The sequence below is a fragment of the Anaeromyxobacter oryzisoli genome (assembly GCF_022690765.1).
In the GTDB taxonomy this organism is placed as follows: domain Bacteria; phylum Myxococcota; class Myxococcia; order Myxococcales; family Anaeromyxobacteraceae; genus Anaeromyxobacter; species Anaeromyxobacter oryzisoli.
This window is the reverse complement of the sequence record NZ_JALCZA010000103.1, coordinates 1-14,684: the sequence shown is the minus strand read 5'-3', so window position 1 is coordinate 14,684 and position 14,684 is coordinate 1. Positions and strand designations below refer to the sequence as shown.

Genomic DNA, 14,684 nt, shown 5'->3' with positions numbered 1-14,684 from the left:
GCGTCGCGCGCCGCGTCCCCTTCGACGCAGCGCGTCCACCGCCGGCCCGCGCGCCGGTCGAGCGCGCCCCTGCCGCGCGCGCGCGCCGGCTCGCCGCGGCGCGGCTCCTGCCGCCCTTCTTCCCGATCTCCGAGTAGAACTCCGCTCCGCGGGAGCGGAGCGTGGCCGTGCCGCCCTTGCGGCCCGCGGCGCTGCGCGAGCCGGTGCTGCTCCGCCGGGCGCCGCGCGCGCTGCTCCGCTTCGCGCCTCGCCGGTTCGTGGTCTTCGCCATGTGCGATCGTCCCCCGAGCGCGAACGTGCGCTCGCTTCCCTTCGCGGGAAGGCTGCTCACGGACGGTCGTACCCGCAACCGTGCTCGCCCCCGGCGTGGACTTGCGATCCCGAAGCGGGCACAGAGGAGGTCCGCGAGCGGCGCGATGTCGTCGGCGCCGAACGCCGGCACCGGGCGGGGCGGGGCGACGTCGGTGACGACGGCGAAGACGCGCCGATCCGTGGCGCAGAGGAACGGGCGCGCCACCCGGGCGCGGTGCACCTCGATCCGCGGCAGCGGCTCGCGCTTCCAGCCCTCCGCGAGGATCAGGTCGACCGGCGGCAGGAGCCGCGCGAGCGCCCTCGCGCCGCCCGCGGGCGGGCCGAAGTACGCCATCTCCGCCGGTCCCTCGATCGCCGCCGCGACCGCGCCTGCGCGCCGGAGCACGTCGGTGTCCTTGCCGGGCACGTCCAGCCCGTGCGCGTGGCCGGTGTGCTTCAGCACGCCGACGCGGACGCCGCGCGCGGCGAGGAGCCCGACGAGCCGCGCGAGCAGGCGCGTCTTCCCGACCCCGCTCGGGCCGGACACCGCGACGATCGGCGGAGGCGCGGCCCTCGAGGCTAGCCCACGTCGTCGTCGAGGAGCCACGCCGTCACCTCCGCGCCCTCGGGCAGCTCCCCGGCGTCCGACGGCAGGCACACGAGCGCGTCGGCGAGCGCTGGTCCTCGCACCTGCGCGGCGTCGCGCCCTACCGGCCGGACCCGGCCGCCGTCCTCCACCGTGGCCCACAGCAGCCGCGCCCGCCCCGGCTTGCCCGTGACCGCCTCGGCGAGCCGGAGCGGCACCACCCGGCGGCCGGTCCGCGCCGCGCCGGCGAGCGCGAGCAGCGCCGGGCGCGCGAAGACCTCGAACGCGACGAGGCACGCGGAGGGGCTCCCCGGCAGGCCGAAGACGGGCTTCCCAGCGGCGCGCGCGAACAGGAACGGCTTGCCGGGCTTCATCGGGACGCCGTGGACGCGCACCTCCGCGCCGACCCGCGCGAGCGCCTCGGGCACGAGATCCCGGACCCCGACCGACACGCCGCCGATCGTCACCACGGCGTCCGCGTCGCGCAGGGCCGCCGCGATCGCCTCCTCGACGGTCTCGAGCCGATCCGCCGCCGTCCGCCGGAGCGGCTCGGCGCCGAGCGCGCGAAGGAGGCCCGCGATCGCCGCGCCGTTCGAGTCGGGCGTTCGCCCGGAGACCACCTCGTCGCCCGTCGAGATCACCGCGACCCGGGGTCGCGCGCGCGCCGAGATCGCCTGCACGCCCACCGCCGCGAGGAGCGCCGCCTGACGCGCGCCGACGCGGGCGCCGGGCGGGAGCGCGACCCCGCCCGCCGCGACGTCCTCCCCGGCCCGCCGGACGTTCTCGCCCGCGCGCGCCGCTCCCGGGAGCTCGACGCGCCCGTCCCGCTCCCGGGCGGCCTCCTCCCGGACCACGGCGTCGGCGCCCTCCGGCAGCGTCGCGCCGGTGAAGATGCGCGCGGCCTCGCCCGCCGCGAGCGGCGCCGCGGGGACGTCGCCGGCGTAGATCGTCTGCCGGATCGGGAGCGAGGCCGCCCCGCGGACGTCCTGCGCCCGCACGGCGTAGCCGTCCATCGCGGAGCAGGTGTGCGGCGGCGCGGCGACGCGCGCCAGCGCCGCCGCCGCGAGGTATCGACCTCCGGAGTCGGCCGTCGGGACCTCCTCGGCGGGCAGGGGCGCGATGGTCCCGAGGATGTCGTCGCGGATGCGCAGGAGCCGGTCCATCCCTCCCACTATGCCACGCGACGCGAGAGCGCCGGTGGCGCGGCGAGCGCGCCCGCGCGGCGCCGCGGCCGCGGTGAGCGCCGACGTCAGCGCGCGCCTCCCTTCGGCCAGGCGGATGCCGCCAGGGCTCCCCAACCACCTGGCCGCAAAACGTGCGCATGGGTGGGCTTGATCGAAGCCAAAACGCAACCCATGCACGGGCGTGAGAGTAAACCCTCGCATCTACGCGGGCCTAGCTCGTGCAAACAGACGGCGATCAAGCTGTCTCGACCCATGGGAGGAAGTGTGCTCTCGAACGCACCGGTGACGGACTGCAACGCGTGCTCGCTGGGGATCGCGTCGCAGGGGCGGTGCCGCCTGACCCCGACGAGCCGCGAGTCCGGAGCGACGATCTGCGCGCAGGGCGAGCGGCCCCGGACGGTCTACTTCGTCAAGGAGGGGTTCGTCGCCCTCTCGGCGGTGTCCCCGCGCGGCTCCGAGCTCCTGCTATCGCTCCGCGGCCCCTCGTCGCTGCTCTGCACCGAGGCGCTCCAGAGCGAGGCCTCGCCGTTCGAGGTCCGGGCGCTCTCGCGCGTGAAGATCTGCGGGATCAGCGGCGACGCGCTCTCGCAATGGGTCGGCCCGGACCGGAGCGCGGCGCGGGTGGTGCTCGATCTGCTCCTCACGGAAGGACGCCAGCAGCGCGACGAGGTGAACTGGCGCCAGGGCGACTGCCTGTCGCGCGTCGCGCGGTTCGCCCTCGCCCACGCCCGCTTCCTGGCCGACCGGCCGAACGCCGTCCGGAAGCAGGTCGTCGCGCGGCTCCTCGGGATGCGCCCCGAAACGCTCTCGCGCTGCCTGACGAAGCTCGAGAAGGACGGGGTCGTGGACGCGTCGCGCGGCGTGCGGGTGCTCGACCACCGGCGCCTGGCCGCCATCGCGATGGAAGACAACGCGGCCTGAACGCTGTTATGGGTGGTCCGCCGTTCGTGCGGCATTGAAAGGGAACACCATGCCCAGGCTCGGAATGCCAGAGCTGATCGTCATCCTCCTCATCGTCGTCGTCCTCTTCGGCGCCAGCAAGCTTCCGCAGCTCGGAGCGGGTCTCGGCCAGGGGATCCGGAGCTTCAAGAAGGCGTTGAGCGAAGGCGCCGACGAGGACAAGGCGGCCGACGCCTCGAAGCCCACGCCGACCGACACGGGCTCCAAGCAGGCCTGATCGGATCGTCCGGGAGGGCGCGACCGCGCCCTCCTCTTCGCAGCCCCAGCATCGCACGGCGCGCGTCGCCGCAGCTCCTGTGATCCCCGCCTTGCCTGCGCGGAGCGGATCGCGGGAGGCTGGTGCATTGGCATTCCGCGCGTACACCGCCGCCTCGGGCTCGGCTCGAGCCGAGGCGGTGAGTTCATCCCCCACCGACTCCCCTCCCTCACCTCCCCACACGGGGTGGTACCCCTTACCCGGGCACGATTTTTCGATCTCGGCTGGTTACTCTTCGCGGGAGGGCCGGATGGGCTTCCAGATCCAGAGGTCGGCATCGGATCGGTTGCTGATCGAGCTCGGCCCGGCGTTCGGGGTCGAGGAGGCGAGGCGTCTGCACGAGCTGCTCGCCAAGGTCGTCCCGGGCGCCTTCGTCGAGATCGACTTCTACGGCGTCCTGGAGTGCCAGGCGACGGCGCTCGGTCAGCTTGCGCGTGACCTCGCGTCCGGACGCGCCCGGATCGCGCTCCGGGGCCTGCGCTGGCCGGAGCAGCGGCTGCTCGGATACCTGGGCGTCCCGCTCGACGTCGCCGAGGGGCACGCCCGCGCGTGAAGCCCGCGCGGACGTCTCGCGCAGGCCTCCTTACCCTGGATCGGCGGTCGGGTTGGCCCGGACGATGCTACCTTCCGTCTCGAGGGACGCGTCAGACGCGTCTCGCGCGGCCGGGGGACACATGGACAGGATCCTCGTGGCGGTGGACGGCTCGGAGCCCGCGCTCAAGGCGGCGCGCATGGCGGTGGACATCGCGCGGCGGTTCGGCTCGAAGCTCACCCTCGTACACGTCGTCCCGCGCCTGCTGCTGCCTCCGGACGTGTACGGGCTCACGATCGCGGAGGTCGAGAAGGAGCACCGTGCCTACGCGGCCACCCTCCTCGACAAGGCCGAGGCCGCGCTCGACCTCGGCGGGCTCGAGACGAACCGGACGGTGCTGTACGGCTCGCCCGCCGAGGCCATCGCCGAGGAGGCGGCCGCCGGGGACGTCGGGCTGGTGGTCGTCGGCTCGCGAGGCCACGGCGCCGTCGCGCGGATGTTCCTCGGGAGCGTCTCCGATCGGCTCGTGCACATCAGCCCCAAGCCGGTCCTCGTCGTGCACTGAAACGCGGCGACGGGTGCCGCGGCCCGGCGTCCGGAGGGCCGGCGCCGGCCGAGGGGGCGCGGCCGGGCGATCACTCGGCGCAGCGTGCGTTGACCAGCCGGCGGCGCCCTCCTAGATACCGAAGGGCATGCCGGAGACCGTCTACGACGAGCTGAAGCGCTACGTGCGGTTCGACACGGCCGACGAGCAGGCGCTCCGGGCGCTCTACCCGTACGCGCGCCCGCACCTCGTGGCGATCGCCGACGTCTTCTACGACCGGATCTTCTCGCACGAGGAGGCCCACGAGGTCCTCGTCCGCGGCGAGCGCCAGGTCGGCCACCTCAAGGAGACGCTGGTCGCCTGGATGGACTCGCTCCTCACCGGGCCGTGGGACGACGCGTACTGGTCGAACCGGTACCGGATCGGCCGCGTGCACGTCCGCATCGGCTTGCCCCAGCACTACATGTTCGGCGCGATGAACGTGCTCCGGACCGAGCTGGGACGGCTCGCCTGGGAGCGCTTCCACCAGGAGCCACCGGCGCTCGAGCACGTGCGCAACGCGCTCGGGAAGATCCTCGACCTCGAGCTCGCCGTGATGCTCCACACCTACCGCGAGGACCTCCTCGCGCAGCGCGCGCGGGCCGAGCGGCTCTCGACCTTCGGGCAGCTCGTCGCCTCGATCGGCCACGACCTCCGCAACCCCCTCGGCGTCATCGAGACCTCGCTCTACATCCTCCGCGGGCGGCTGGGCGAGGACGAGCGCGCGCGCAAGCACGTGGACCGGATCGCCGAGCAGCTCGGCGTCGCGAACGGCATCATCACCAACCTGCTCGACATGATCCGGGACCGGCCGCTCGCGCGGCAGCCGGTGACGCTCGCGAGGGTGATCGCCGGCGCCGCCGACGCGGTGAAGCGGCCGCCGACGGTCGCCGTCGCGCTCGAGGGGCTCGAGGGGCTGCCGGACGTGGACGGCGATCCCGTCCAGCTCCGGCAGGTGTTCGTGAACCTCCTCGAGAACGCCGTGTTCGCCGCGTCGCCGGCGGGGGCGGTGACGGTCCGCGGGCGCGCGGTGGACGCCGTCGTCGAGCTCGACGTGGAGGACACGGGGCCGGGCGTGGACGCGTCCACGCGAGCCCGCCTGTTCGAGCCGCTCATCACCACGAAGGAGCGCGGCGTGGGGCTCGGGCTCGCGCTGGTGAAGCGCATCGCCGAGCGCCACGGCGGCTCGGTCGGCTACTCCGACCGGGAGGGCGGCGGGGCGCGCTTCACGGTGCGGCTCCCGGCTATCATGTCCTCCCGATGAGCGTCGCCACCGCCCACCACGAGCCCGCGGGGGAGCCGGGATGACCCCTGCCCCGAAGCGGCCGCGCGTCCTCGTCGTCGACGACAACGCGAGCCTGGTCGAGAACCTCTCCGAGATCCTGGCGGGCGCCGCCTACGCCGTCGCCGGCGCCGGCTCGTGCGCCGACGCCCTGCGGCTCGCCGCGGGCGGCTTCGACGTCGCGCTCGTGGATCTGAAGCTGCCGGACGGCGACGGCACCCTCCTCGCCCCGCGCCTCAAGGAGCTCTCGCCCGACGGCGAGGTCGTGCTGCTCACCGGCTTCGCCACCCTGGAGTCGGCCGTCGCGGCGGTGCGCGCCGGCGCGTGCGCCTACCTCGTGAAGCCGTGCGCGACGCAGGAGCTGCTCGTCACGGTCGAGCAGGCGATGCGCCAGGTGCGGCTCCACGCCGAGAAGCGGGAGCTCGCCCGCCGGGCGCAGATGGCGGAGAAGCTCGCCGCGGTCGGGACGATGACCGCCGGCCTCTCCCACGAGATCCGCAACCCCCTGAACGCGGCCGCGCTCCAGCTCTCGGTCCTCGAGCGCCGGATCCAGAAGCTCGCGCAGGAGAGCCAGGCGTCCCTGCTCGAGCCCCTCTCGCTGGTGAAGGACGAGATCCGGCGGCTGGACCACATCCTCGAGGACTTCCTGCAGTTCGCGCGCCCGCGCGAGTTCGTGCCCAGGCCGATCGCGCTCGTCCCGATCGTGACCCGCGTGCTCGACCTCCTCGGCGGAGAGGCGGAGCGTCGCGGCGTGTCGCTCGATCGCGACCTCGCGCCCGTGCCGCCCGTCGCCGGCGACGAGGAGCGGCTCCAGCAGGTGCTCGTGAACCTCTGCCTGAACGCGCTCGAGTCAGTGGGCGACGGGGGGCACGTCCGCGTCTCCTGCCGCCCGGTGCCGGTCGACCCCGAGCGCCCCGAGACGTCGCGCGCGGTGTCGATCCTCGTGGACGACGACGGCCCCGGCGTCCCCCCGGACGCGCGCGAGCGCATCTTCGAGCCGTTCTTCACCACGAAGGCGAAGGGCTCCGGCCTCGGGCTCTCGATCGTGCACGCGATCGTGACGCAGCACCGCGGCACGATCACCGCGGGCGAGAGCCCGGAGGGCGGCGCGCGCTTCGTGCTGGTGCTGCCGGCGGCGCGGTAGGGCCCTGCCCGGCGCGGCGGGCTACGCCTCGCCCGTCTTCCCCGGCGCCGCGCCCTCCGCGGGCTCGGCCGCGTGGCCGCGCTCCCCGCCGGCCGCGTACTCCTTCAGCCGGTACTGGATCTTCCGGACGCTGATCCCGAGGATCTCGGCGGCGCGGGAGGTCGAGCCGCCGACCATCTCCAGGGTGCGCAGGATGGCCTCGCGCTCGATCTCGTAGAGCGTCGCGCCGGGGATGAGCGCCCCGGGCGCCCGCTCCCGCGGCCGCGGCCCGCGGAGCGTCGGCGGGAGGTCGTCCGCGGTGAGCTCGGTCCCCTTGCAGAGCACCACCGCGCGCTCGACCACGTTCTCGAGCTCGCGGACGTTGCCCGGCCAGTCGTGCGAGAGGAGCGCGTTCAGCGTCCCGGGCGCGAGCCCCCGGATCTCCTTCCCGTACGCCTTCGAGTACTTGTCGATGAAGTGCGAGACGAGGGCCGGGATGTCGCCCTTGCGCTGCCGCAGCGGCGGCAGCGTCACGGCGACGACGTTGAGCCGGTAGTAGAGGTCCTCGCGGAACTTCCCGGCCTTCACCTCGGCCGCGAGGTCGCGGTTGGTGGCGGCGACGAGGCGCACGTCCACCTTGATCGTCTGCGTCCCGCCGACCCGCTCGAACTCCTTCTGCTGCAGGACCCGGAGCAGCTTGATCTGGAGCGCCGGCGAGATGTCGCCGATCTCGTCGAGGAAGAGCGTGCCGCCGTCGGCGAGCTCGAACCGCCCCTCCTTGCGCCCGATCGCGCCGGTGAAGGCGCCCTTCTCGTGCCCGAACAGCTCCGACTCGAGGAGGGTCTCGGAGAGCGCGGCGCAGTTCACCTTGATGAACGGCTTGTCCGCCCGCGGCGACTCCTCGTGGAGCGCCTGGGCGATGAGCTCCTTGCCGGTGCCGGACTCGCCGAGGATGAGCACGGTCGCCCGCGTCGGCGCCGCGCGCTTCACGACCTCGTAGACCGCCTGCAGCTCGGGCGCGTCGCCGACGATGTTGTGGAACCGGTACCGCTCGCGCACGCGCTCCCGGAGGTTCGCCGTGTCGCGCTGGAGCCGGAGCTTCTCGAGGGCCTTCTCGAGGATCACCAGCACCGCGTTCACGTCGATCGGCTTGACGAGGTAGTTCTCGGCGCCGGCCCGCATCGCCTCGACCGCCGCCTCGACGCTGGCGAACGCGGTCATCATGCAGAAGATCGCGTCGGAGCCCTGCTCGCGCGCCCGCTTGAGGAGCGTGATGCCGTCCATGCGAGGCATCCGCACGTCGGCGAGGACGACCGCCGGCGCGAACCCGGGGATGAGCGCGAGCGCCTCCTCCCCGTCGGCGGCCTCGGCGACCTCGTACCCTTCCTCGGTGAGGATGGTCCGGAGCGCGACGCGAGCGTTCTGCTCGTCGTCGACGACCAGGATCCGCTCCTTGCCCGCCCGGGCGCCCGCATTCGGAATGGTCATGCTTCTCCTGGAGAGCGCAAAGCCTGCGGAAGCCCGCAGGTTATGCATGATTCCGGCCCCGCCGTCCAGCGTCAACAGCAGGTCCAAGTGCTCGGGGCCACGGCGGAAACCCTCCGCCGGGCCTGCGGAAGCCTCACCCCGCCCGGCGTCCACCGACCGCCGTGCGGTCGGCGCTCTCGAGCCGTCCGAGCCGATCGTACGGCCGCCAGCGGAACCGCGCGCCGAGCGACTCCGCGACGGCGCGGCAGGCCTGCTCGGAGTTCCCGGGCAAGGCCACCGCGCTCGCGGCCACGTCGGGGAGGCAGCCCACCGCGCTGCGGATGAAGTCCTTCACCGCCTCGTAGGCGCGCTCCCCGTAGCGGCTCGGGCAGATCCGGGCGTACGTCCCGGCGTCGGCCGCGTTGAGCGAGACGGAGACGGCGTCCACGCCCGCCGCGGCGAGGAGCGGCGGCACGTCACGCCCCTCGCGCAGGCTCGCCAGCCCGTCGGTGTCGAGGCGCACGCGCCGGACGCCGGCGGCCTTGAGCCGGCGGGCGATCTCCAGCACCACGTCCAGGCGGCGCGTCGACTCGCCGAAGCCGGTGAACACGACCTCGGAGCGACCGTCGAGCCCGGCCCGGACCGCCGCGTCCCAGACCTGCTCGACGTCGGGGTTCCGGACGACCCGCAGGTCATAGGGACCTACGGTGAAGTCACCGTCCCGGATCTTCGGGCAGAAGACGCACGCGAGCGTGCACGCGCTCGTGACGTTCAGGTAGAGCGCGTCGCCCAGCGGATAGGCGAGCACGGGCTCGGCGGGCTTCTCCTCGGAGATCGGCACGGGTGACGGTGAGATAGCAGGAGCCCGCCTGGAGCGCTACCGAAGCGCCCGGAGCGAGCCTTCGCCATCCATAACGTGCGAGCGCCGCCGATGGTTCCCGCCCGCCCGCTCACTCCCCGTGGTGCTGCTGGAGGGACCCGCTGCAGGCGACGCAGAAGCGAGCCTCGGGGAGCGCCCGGAGGCGCTGGAGGCCGAGCGGGCCGCCGCAGTTCAGGCAGGTCCCGTAACGCCCCTCCTGGATGCGTGCGAGGGCGGCGTCGATGTCGGCGAGCTCCCGGCGCACGTCCTCCGGCATCGGCTCCGGCTGCCCTTCGTAATCCGACCACCGGGCCGAAGGATCCGCGGGCGCCGCGGCCGTGGTCCCATGGCTGAGCGAGCGGCGGCGCCGCAGCAGCACCTCGCGGGCCTCCGCCTCGAAGCGACTCATGCGGGCCCGCTCTTCACGAGCCGTGCCCGGCGGGCGACGCGGGCACTTCCGGGCTTTTTTCCTCGAGTGGGTCTGCGAGAGTTGCGTGCGCCGGGTCAGGCGACGCACGGCTTGCGCAAACGTCCCGGAGATCACTCCGGAATCCGGCGGCCGCGCCACGCCGGGAACCGCGAGCTTCAGCAGGCCCGCGACGCCTCGCCAGGGTCGTGGCAGTGGCGGTGCGCCGGCGGCTCCAGCCCGGCGCGCTCCAGCTCCTCCGCGGAGATGGTGCCGAGCACGAGCCCTCCCAGCGCCACCGGCACGCAGCCCACGCCGCAGTCCTGCATGGTGAGCGCGGCCTCCTCGAGCGTCGCGTCCGGCCGGACGGTCATCACCGGCACCGCCATCCGATCGGCGACGCGCTCGTCCGGCGTGGTGTCGCGCACGTCGCACCGGCAGAGGATGCCCACCAGGTTCCCCTCGTCCACGACGAGCAGGTGCGCCGCCTGCGTCGCGGCGAGCAGCGCGGCGGCCTCCGTCAGCTCCGCCTCGGGCCCGATGATCACCGGGCTCCGGTTCATCGCCTCCGAGACGAGCGTCATGGCCCACCTCCTGCCGAGGAGGCGCCGCCGCGCCGGCCCGCCGGGGCGAGCGGGCTAGAGCGGGACGGCGTCCCGCGACGTCCTGGTCGGCACCCGGATCGTCAGCACCGGGCACCCGGAGCGCCGGAGGACCGCCTCCGCGACGCTCCCGATGAGGAGGCGCGAGAGCCCCGTGCGCCCGTGCGTCCCCATCACGATGAGATCGACGCCGCCCTCGCGCGCGAGCCGCAGGATCGTGTCCGACGGCTCGCCCGCCTCGACCCGCACCGAGAACGCCCGGGGCCGCGCCACCGCGCGGGCGAGCTGCTGCTCGAGCTCGCGCTGGACCTCGGCGCGCGTCTGCTCCCACGCCGGCTCGCCGGAGCCGACGGGGAGGAGCGCGAGGGTGTCGGGGCCGAGGTAGCCGGGCGGCTCCCACACGTGGAGGACCTCCAGCTCCGCGTCCAGCTTCCCCGCGAGGAAGGTCGCGTACTCCAGCGCCGCCCGTGCGGAGGGCGAGAAGTCGATCGGCACCAGGATCCGGGTGAGGGCAGCGGGCAAGCGCACCTCCACGGTGAATGCCGTGCGTCATCGTAGCATTGAAAACTTCGTGCCGAGGTGAGGTCCCCCGGGCGTCCCGGGTGGAGGGTGGTTCCGGGCCGGGGCCGTCCGGTTCCCGCGCTGGCTCGCCGGGTCCGGCGGGAGCCAGCGCACCCGGTCGCGAGCCGGCCGCGCTCAGCGGCGGAGGGCCCGGGAGGCGAGCGCGTACCCGGCGGCCACGGCGCCCAGCAGGGCGAGGATCCCCAGCCCGCGCGCGAGGCGGTGCTCGGCGACGTCCACGCGGTCCGCGGCCAGCAGGAGCGCCCAGCGCGCCGCGCGCTGGTCCGGGAGCCGATACGCCAGCCGGCGCAGCGCGCCAGAAGCGCCGCGGGCGGGCTGGGCGGTCCCGAACACCGGCGTCCGCCGCCTGACCCCCGAGGCCTCGAGCGCCGCGGCGTCGGGCTGCGCTTCGGGGACGGTCCAGTACGCACCCGGCGCGGGCTCCGGCGACCACTCCCGGGGCACGCCCGGCCGCGACGTCGGGGTGGCGTCCACCGCCTCGCTCGTCAGGCGCGGCGTCGGATGGCCCTCCCAGCCCTCCATGCCCCTCCCGTTCCTCATGCGACCGCCCGCGGCGGGACGAGCACGCACTTCACGCAGCCGTCGGCCCTCGCCTCGAACAGCGCGTACGCCCGCGGGGCGTGCTCGAGGGGGAACCGGTGCGTGATGAGCCCCTTGCCGTCGAGGCGGCCCGCGCGCACGAGGTCGATCAGGTGCGGGACGTAGCGCTTCACGTTCGACTGGGCCATCCGCAGGGTGAGGCCCTTGTTCATCGCCGCGCCGATCGGGACCGGGTTCGCGGGCGGGCCGTACACGCCGACGATCGAGACGGTCCCGCCCTTGCGCACCGCGTGGATCGCCCAGGCGAGCGCGACCGCCGAGCCCGGCACGAGCTTGAGGCCGCGCCCCACCACCGTCTGCCACGCCGAGCCGGACGCCTCGAGCCCCACGGCGTCCACGCACGCGTCGGGGCCGCGGCCGTCGTTCAGCGTCCGGAGCGCCGCCACGGGATCCCGCACCCGCGCGAGGTCGATGGTCTCGGCGCCCGCCCATCGCCGCGCGAACGCGAGCCGCTCGGCCACGCGATCGAGCGCGACGACGCGCCCGGCGCCGAGGAGCCACGCCGCGCGCGCGGCGACCAGCCCCACCGGACCGCAGCCGAAGATCGCCACGGCGTCCCCGGCGCGCACGCCGGCCATCTCCGCGGCCTGGTAGCCGGTGGGGAGGACGTCGGAGAGGAGCAGGACGTCCTCGTCCGTCAGGTCCTCCGGGATCTTCGTCGGCCCGACGTCGGCGAACGGGACGCGCACGTACTCCGCCTGGCCGCCGTCGTACCCGCCGGTCGTGTGCGAGTAGCCGTACACGCCGGAGGCGAGATCGCTCATCGGGTTCGAGGCCTCGCAGGCGCCGGAGAGGCCGCGCGCGCAGTAGAAGCACGTCCCGCACGAGATGTTGAAGGGCACGACCACGCGGTCGCCGCGCGCCAGGCTCCGTACCCCCGCGCCGAGCTCCTCCACCACGCCGGTGAACTCGTGGCCGAAGGTGGTGCCGACGCGCGTGTCCGGCACGAGGCCGTGGAACAGGTGCAGGTCCGAGCCGCAGATCGCCGCCCGCGTCACGCGCAGGATCACGTCGTCCGGGTGCTCGATCCGCGGGTCGGGCTTGTCGCGGACCCGCACGCGGCCCGGTCCCTCGTACGTCAGCGCTCGCATGCGCCTCCGCCGTGAAGGTTCGGCGCGGTCGACGCGCTCGCAACGCGCGTCCGGCGGAGCGATCCCGGGGCGAGCGATCCCGGGGCGAGCGATCCCGGGGCGAGCGAGCCGGGCGGCGCCCGCCGGGCGGAGGCCCGCCGCGTGGCTCCCCGAGGCCCGAAGCCCGAGGCCCGAAGCCCGAGGCCCGAGGCCTGCCGCCCTCACCGCTCGAGGTCGCCCGCCGTCGCGCGCTCCACCCCGGCCCGCGCGAGCGCGGCGTCCGTCTCCGCGCTCCGCTCCGGGAACACGGCGCGGGTGAGGTCGTCGAGGACGACGGCCTCGAGCCCCTCGGCCACCGCGTCCGCCGCCGTGGCGCGGACGCAGAAGTCGCGCGCCAGCCCGACGACGAACACCCGCCGCACGCCGCGCGCCGCGAGCCAGGCGCCGAGGCCAGTCGTCGGGCGCCCGCCGTCCGGGCCGACGTTCTCGCGGAACGCGCTGTACGAGTCGACCTCGCGGCGGGTGCCCTTCCGGAGGACGAGGGTGACGGCGGCGTCCGGGACGCCCTCGTGCAGCGCCGCCCCGCGCGTCCCCTGGACGCAGTGATCGGGCCAGAGCTCCTGCGGCCCCTGGGGCAGCGCGGCCGTCTCGAAGGGCCGCCGTCCCGCGTGCGCCGACGCGAACGACACGTGCCCGCGCGGATGCCAGTCCTGCGTCGCCACCACGGTCCCGAACGCCGGCGCGAGGCGCGCGATGGGCTCGATGATCGCGTCCCCGTCGCCGACGGCGAGCGCGCCGCCGGGCAGGAAGTCGTGCTGCAGGTCCACGACGATGAGCGCGTCCTTCTCGCGGTCGAGGCGCATGCGATCGGGTTCTAACCCGGCGCGACGGAGCCGGCGGCGGGATCGCGCCGCGGGCGGGGCCGCCTCGTCGCGCGGCCCGAGGCGACCCGGTGGCGCCATCCGGCCGCCCGGCGCTCCCCCGGGCGGGGAGCCGGCGCGTCCGCGAAGATGACCGTAGGCCCGCGTATCCGGGCGGAAATCCGATTGTCTCCGCCCGGTGCTTGGGCTAGCTTGCGGCGCACCATGGACAAGCTTTGGGCAAAGGACGTCAAGGAGGGAGAGCGCGCGAAGAGCGTCTTCCTCGTCGGCCGCAAGGCCATCCCGACCGCCAAGAGCGGGAAGACGTACCTCTCCGTCACGCTCCAGGACAAGACCGGCGAGCTCGAGGCCCGCGCCTTCGAGAAGATCGAGGAGCTCGGCGCCGCCTTCGAGGAGAAGGACTACGTCGAGGTCGAGGGGCCGATCGGCGCGTTCCAGGGCAAGCCGCAGCTCCGGATCGAGGCCGTGACGAAGGTGGACCCCGCCACCGTCGAGGCCGCCGAGTTCGTGTGGGCGCCGCCGCCGGAGCCCAAGAAGCCGGAGAAGCCCGGCCCGTCCGAGGCCGAGGAGGCCGCCTGGAAGGAGATGCTCGGGCTGGTGGACGCCATCGTCGATCCGCACGTGAAGGACCTGGTGAAGGCGTTCGTCGAGGACGAGGACGTCGCGCACCGGCTGCGCCGGGCGCCCGCCGCGAAGAGCATCCACCACGCGTACGCCGGCGGCCTGCTCGAGCACACCATCTCGTGCCTCAAGCTCGCCCACCGCCTCGCGGACCACTATCCGCAGGTCGATCGCGACCTGCTCGTCGCCGGCGCGTTCTTCCACGACCTCGGCAAGATCCGCGAGCTCTCCGGCGACCGGAACGCCGAGTACAGCGACGAGGGGCGCCTGGTCGGCCACCTCGTCATGACGGCGCAGTGGATCCACGACAAGGCCCGCCGCGTCGGCGCGTCGCGCGATCTCGAGCACCACATCGTGCACCTCGTCCTGTCGCACCACGGCCGGACCGAGTACGGCTCGCCCAAGACGCCGATGACGCTCGAGGCGCTCCTCACGCACGAGATCGACGAGATCGACAGCCGCGTCAACTCGTGGCTCAACCTGATGGGCCGCGACGGCGGGAACCGCCGCTGGACCGACTCGAACAACGTCTACGAGCAGCCGATCTGGCGCGGCAGCCTGCCGACCGTGCAGGCGGAGAAGAAGGGTCCGCCGCCCGAGCTCATGACGCCGGTGATCTACGTCCCCCGCGAGCCCGGTCAGGGCGGCGCGCCCCGGAACAAGAAGCCCAAGGAGAAGCGGCGCACCGAGCCGCGTCCCCAGCCGGCGGCGGCGGTCGCGGAGGCCGGACCCGCGGAGGGTGCCGCCGCGGCCCCGGTCGCGCGGCCGGAGGGCGCCGCGGCGCCCCGGCACGAGCGAC

Annotated in this window: 17 protein-coding genes; 7 read left to right on the top strand and 10 right to left on the bottom strand. The window is 74.5% G+C overall.

Translation table 11 applies throughout. The annotated features are described in order from the left end of the window. Together mobB and MNZ27_RS20970 are read right to left on the bottom strand one after the other, a co-directional pair. On the bottom strand, positions 1 to 838 hold an 838-nt coding region (mobB, locus tag MNZ27_RS20975), incomplete at its 3' end, for a molybdopterin-guanine dinucleotide biosynthesis protein B (protein ID WP_242396036.1). Positions 839 to 870: 32 nt separating this feature from the next. Then, on the bottom strand, positions 871 to 2,040 hold the full coding sequence (locus tag MNZ27_RS20970; protein ID WP_242396035.1) for a molybdopterin molybdotransferase MoeA: 1,170 nt from the start codon (positions 2,038 to 2,040) through the stop codon (positions 871 to 873). 285 nt (positions 2,041 to 2,325) lie between these two features. Between MNZ27_RS20970 and MNZ27_RS20965 the strand changes: the two genes are divergently transcribed. The 6 genes from MNZ27_RS20965 (at position 2,326) to MNZ27_RS20940 (ending at position 6,818) form a co-directional block, all read left to right on the top strand. Beyond that, positions 2,326 to 2,982, top strand: a complete 657-nt coding sequence (locus MNZ27_RS20965) for a Crp/Fnr family transcriptional regulator (RefSeq protein ID WP_242396034.1) — start codon at positions 2,326 to 2,328, stop codon at positions 2,980 to 2,982. A 49-nt stretch (positions 2,983 to 3,031) separates the two neighbouring features. After that, positions 3,032 to 3,238, top strand: a complete 207-nt coding sequence (gene tatA, locus MNZ27_RS20960; RefSeq protein WP_242396033.1) for a twin-arginine translocase TatA/TatE family subunit — start codon at positions 3,032 to 3,034, stop codon at positions 3,236 to 3,238. A gap of 325 nt (positions 3,239 to 3,563) precedes the next feature. Further along, positions 3,564 to 3,830, top strand: a complete 267-nt coding sequence (locus tag MNZ27_RS20955; protein WP_242396032.1) for a hypothetical protein — start codon at positions 3,564 to 3,566, stop codon at positions 3,828 to 3,830. A 121-nt stretch (positions 3,831 to 3,951) separates the two neighbouring features. Beyond that, positions 3,952 to 4,374 carry a universal stress protein gene (locus tag MNZ27_RS20950; RefSeq protein WP_242396031.1) on the top strand — a complete coding sequence of 141 codons (423 nt, stop codon included), beginning with the start codon at positions 3,952 to 3,954 and terminating at the stop codon, positions 4,372 to 4,374. A 127-nt stretch (positions 4,375 to 4,501) separates the two neighbouring features. Then, positions 4,502 to 5,656 carry a sensor histidine kinase gene (locus MNZ27_RS20945; RefSeq protein WP_242396030.1) on the top strand — a complete coding sequence of 385 codons (1,155 nt, stop codon included), beginning with the start codon at positions 4,502 to 4,504 and terminating at the stop codon, positions 5,654 to 5,656. Positions 5,657 to 5,696: 40 nt separating this feature from the next. Then, positions 5,697 to 6,818 carry a sensor histidine kinase gene (locus MNZ27_RS20940; protein WP_242396029.1) on the top strand — a complete coding sequence of 374 codons (1,122 nt, stop codon included), beginning with the start codon at positions 5,697 to 5,699 and terminating at the stop codon, positions 6,816 to 6,818. A gap of 21 nt (positions 6,819 to 6,839) precedes the next feature. Here the strand turns inward: MNZ27_RS20940 and MNZ27_RS20935 are convergent, their stop codons facing one another. From MNZ27_RS20935 to MNZ27_RS20900, 8 genes are all read right to left on the bottom strand, one after another. Further along, a complete protein-coding gene (locus MNZ27_RS20935; protein ID WP_242396028.1) occupies positions 6,840 to 8,285 on the bottom strand; it encodes a sigma-54-dependent transcriptional regulator in 1,446 nt (481 codons plus the stop codon). A gap of 133 nt (positions 8,286 to 8,418) precedes the next feature. Then, entirely contained in the window at positions 8,419 to 9,105 is a 687-nt protein-coding gene (locus tag MNZ27_RS20930) for a TatD family nuclease-associated radical SAM protein (protein WP_242396027.1), read from the bottom strand. Positions 9,106 to 9,214: 109 nt separating this feature from the next. Beyond that, entirely contained in the window at positions 9,215 to 9,532 is a 318-nt protein-coding gene (locus MNZ27_RS20925; protein ID WP_242396026.1) for a TraR/DksA family transcriptional regulator, read from the bottom strand. Between the two features lie 176 nt (positions 9,533 to 9,708). After that, positions 9,709 to 10,113, bottom strand: a complete 405-nt coding sequence (locus tag MNZ27_RS20920; protein WP_242396025.1) for a CBS domain-containing protein — start codon at positions 10,111 to 10,113, stop codon at positions 9,709 to 9,711. Positions 10,114 to 10,167: 54 nt separating this feature from the next. Beyond that, complete coding sequence (locus MNZ27_RS20915) at positions 10,168 to 10,659, bottom strand: universal stress protein (RefSeq protein ID WP_408629705.1); 492 nt, start codon at positions 10,657 to 10,659, stop codon at positions 10,168 to 10,170. Between the two features lie 168 nt (positions 10,660 to 10,827). After that, on the bottom strand, positions 10,828 to 11,235 hold the full coding sequence (locus MNZ27_RS20910; RefSeq protein WP_242396023.1) for a hypothetical protein: 408 nt from the start codon (positions 11,233 to 11,235) through the stop codon (positions 10,828 to 10,830). Positions 11,236 to 11,249: 14 nt separating this feature from the next. Next, the gene (locus MNZ27_RS20905; RefSeq protein ID WP_242396022.1) at positions 11,250 to 12,404 is read right to left on the bottom strand and encodes a zinc-dependent alcohol dehydrogenase; all 1,155 of its coding nucleotides are present in this window, start codon (positions 12,402 to 12,404) and stop codon (positions 11,250 to 11,252) included. Between the two features lie 200 nt (positions 12,405 to 12,604). Next, positions 12,605 to 13,246 carry a nicotinamidase gene (locus tag MNZ27_RS20900; RefSeq protein ID WP_242396021.1) on the bottom strand — a complete coding sequence of 214 codons (642 nt, stop codon included), beginning with the start codon at positions 13,244 to 13,246 and terminating at the stop codon, positions 12,605 to 12,607. Positions 13,247 to 13,468: 222 nt separating this feature from the next. On the opposite strand from MNZ27_RS20900, the gene MNZ27_RS20895 reads away from it, so the two are divergent. Next, on the top strand, positions 13,469 to 14,684 hold a 1,216-nt coding region (locus MNZ27_RS20895; protein WP_242396020.1), incomplete at its 3' end, for a 3'-5' exoribonuclease YhaM family protein.